This window comes from Rhizobacter sp. P2_H2 (genome assembly GCF_056403375.1).
Window position 1 is genome coordinate 1 of sequence record NZ_JBFUFP010000808.1, and the last position, 2,540, is coordinate 2,540.

Here is a 2,540-nt window from a genome sequence, read left to right on the forward strand (position 1 = left end):
CGGTGACGTGGAGGATGCGCGCCGCGCGATCGCCGCCGCCCGGCGCGCGCTGCCCGGCCTGTCGCGCAGCCCGAAGGCCGAGCGCGTCGCGATGCTGCGCCGCCTGCACCGGGCGGTGCTGGCGCGCGTCGACGACATCCGCGACGCGACCATCCTCGAGTACGGCGGGCCGGTGTCGCGGGCGCAGTGGGGCGCGCAGTACGCGGCCGACGCCTTCCTGCTGGCGGCGCAGACGCTGGAGGCCTATCCACTCGAACGGCGCATCGGCAGCGCCGACGTCGTGATGGAAGCGGTCGGCGTGGTCGGGCTGATCACGCCGTGGAATGCGAATGCCGGCTTCATCTGCAATAAGCTCGCCACCGCGATCGCGGCCGGCTGCACTGCAGTGATCAAGCCCAGCGAGATGAGCGCGATCCAGACCCAGGTCGTCACCGAGGCGCTGCACGCGGCCGGCCTGCCGCCGGGCGTGTTCAACATCGTCAACGGCCGCGGCGACGTGGTCGGTGCCGAGATCGCCACGCACCCCGATGTCGCGAAGATCTCGTTCACCGGCTCGACGACCGTCGGCAAGGGCATCCTGCGGGCCGGCGTCGAGACGATGAAGCGCGTGACGCTCGAGCTCGGCGGCAAGTCGCCGACCGTGATCCTCGACGACGCGGACACCGACGCGGCGGTGAAGCTCGCCGTCGCGGCCGGTTTCATCAACAGCGGCCAGGCCTGCATCGCCGGCACGCGCATCCTGGTGCCGCAGGTGCGGATGGCGGAGTACGCGCAGCGCATCGGCGATGCGGTGGCGCAGGTGCGGGTCGGCGACCCGGCCGATCCGTCAACGGCGATCGGGCCGATGGTGAGCCAGCGGCAGTTCGATCGGGTGCAGCGCTACATCGGGATCGGCATCGCCGAGGGCGCCCGGCTGGTGACCGGCGGCGAGGGCCGGCCCGACGGCCTGCCGCGCGGCTGGTTCATCCGCCCGACGGTGTTCGCCGACGTGCGCAACGACATGACCATCGCCCGCGAGGAGATCTTCGGGCCGGTGCTGGCCCTCATCGGCTACTGCGACGAGGAGGACGCCGTCGCGATCGCGAACGACACCGTCTACGGGCTGCAGGCCTACGTCGCGTCGTCGAACCCGGCGCGCGCCCGCGCGGTGGCCACGCGGCTGCAGGCCGGCCGGGTGCTGATCAACGGGCTGCACAACGAGCCGCGCGCGCCGTTCGGCGGCTTCAAGCAGTCGGGCCTGGGCCGCGAGTTTGGCGCGTTCGGGCTCGAGGCGTTTCTCGAACCGAAGAGCGTGCTCGCGGGGGCCTGATCAGTCCGGCTTGCGGTTCAGCAGGCTGAAGCCGTGGCTCCAGTGGTTGTTGCCGAAGCCGTAGCGGATCCAGATCATCGCGAGCGACTCCAGCAAGCGGGCCTGTTCGATGCCGCCGAGGTCGATCGCGCTGCGCCAGCCGAAGCTGCGCAGGATCGCCGCGACCTCGGCCTTGGCGCCGGCGTCGTTGCCGGCGATGAACATGTCCGGCTCGCCGTCCGGCAGCTTCGGCTGCACCATGTGCGACGCCGTGATGATGTTGAAGGCCTTCACGACCTTCGACTGCGGCAGCAGCCGCTGCACCGTCTCGCCGGCCGAGTCGGTGAAGCCGAGGGCGAGCGCCGGCTGGCCCGAGCTGAAGTCGACCGGGTTGACGGCGTCGATCACGGTCTTGCCGGCGAGCGCGTCGGCGAGGGCCGGCGTCAACGCACCCTTCACGGCCGCCCACGGCAGCGCGATGACGGCGCTGTCGGCCTGCCGGGCGGCATCGACCAGGCTGGCTGCGGTGCTGCCGGGGACGGCGTCCAGCGCGGCGCGGGCCTTGGCGCCGGCGCTGTCGCGGCTGCCGAAGACGACACGGTCGCCGCGGGCGGCGAAGCCCTTCGCGAGCGTCGTGCCGACGGTGCCATTCCCAAGGATGGCGAAAGTGGAAGAAGGCATGTGGGGCTCCAGGTAGATGTCGATGGAAGGCATTGTGCGAACCGGTCATCCTCAACGTAAGATGGCTGAAGGTTCATGAACTCATAACCCGAGGTTGGGAATGGATGCAGCGCAGCGGGTGCCGGCCATCCTGTCGTTCGTGCAGACCGCCGACCGCGGCAGCTTCGCGGCGGCCGCCAAGGCGCTCGGCATCTCGGGGGCGGCGGTCAGCAAGAACGTGGCCGCGCTGGAGGCCTCGCTCGGCGTGCGTCTGCTCAACCGCACGACGCGGGTGCAGCGGCTCACGACGGAGGGCGAGGCCTTCCTCGAGCGGGCGCGCATCGCGATCGATGCGCTCGATGCGGCGGTCGACGCGGTCGCGGCACAGCGCGCCGAGCCGAGCGGCCGGGTGCGCATCTCGTGCCCGAGCAACTACGGCCAGCACTTCGTGCTGCCGCTGATGCCGGGCCTGCGGGCGCGCCATCCGGGTTTGATGGTGGAGCTGGATTTCGACGCCCGGCAGGTCGACCTGATCGCGCAGGGCTACGAGCTCGCGCTGCGCGGCGGCCATGCGAGCGATTCGAGCCTGGTG

Annotated in this window: 3 protein-coding genes; 2 read left to right on the top strand and 1 reads right to left on the bottom strand. The window is 71.3% G+C overall.

Annotated features, from left to right (window positions below; translation table 11 throughout):
* Positions 1–1,309, top strand: a 1,309-nt coding sequence (locus tag AC1D15_RS26630) for an aldehyde dehydrogenase family protein (protein WP_477828365.1), incomplete at its 5' end; no start/stop codon positions are given.
* On the opposite strand, the gene AC1D15_RS26635 is transcribed toward AC1D15_RS26630, so the two are convergent.
* The gene (locus tag AC1D15_RS26635) at positions 1,310–1,969 is read right to left on the bottom strand and encodes an NADPH-dependent F420 reductase (RefSeq protein WP_477828366.1); all 660 of its coding nucleotides are present in this window, start codon (positions 1,967–1,969) and stop codon (positions 1,310–1,312) included.
* A gap of 100 nt (positions 1,970–2,069) precedes the next feature.
* Between AC1D15_RS26635 and AC1D15_RS26640 the strand changes: the two genes are divergently transcribed.
* Positions 2,070–2,540, top strand: a 471-nt coding sequence (locus AC1D15_RS26640; protein WP_477828367.1) for a LysR family transcriptional regulator, incomplete at its 3' end; no start/stop codon positions are given.

Coding starts and splice junctions, on each gene's coding strand:
- AC1D15_RS26635 (WP_477828366.1), bottom strand. CDS start 1,969: ATGCCTTCTTCCACTTTCGCCATCCTTGGGAATGGCACCGTCGGCACG.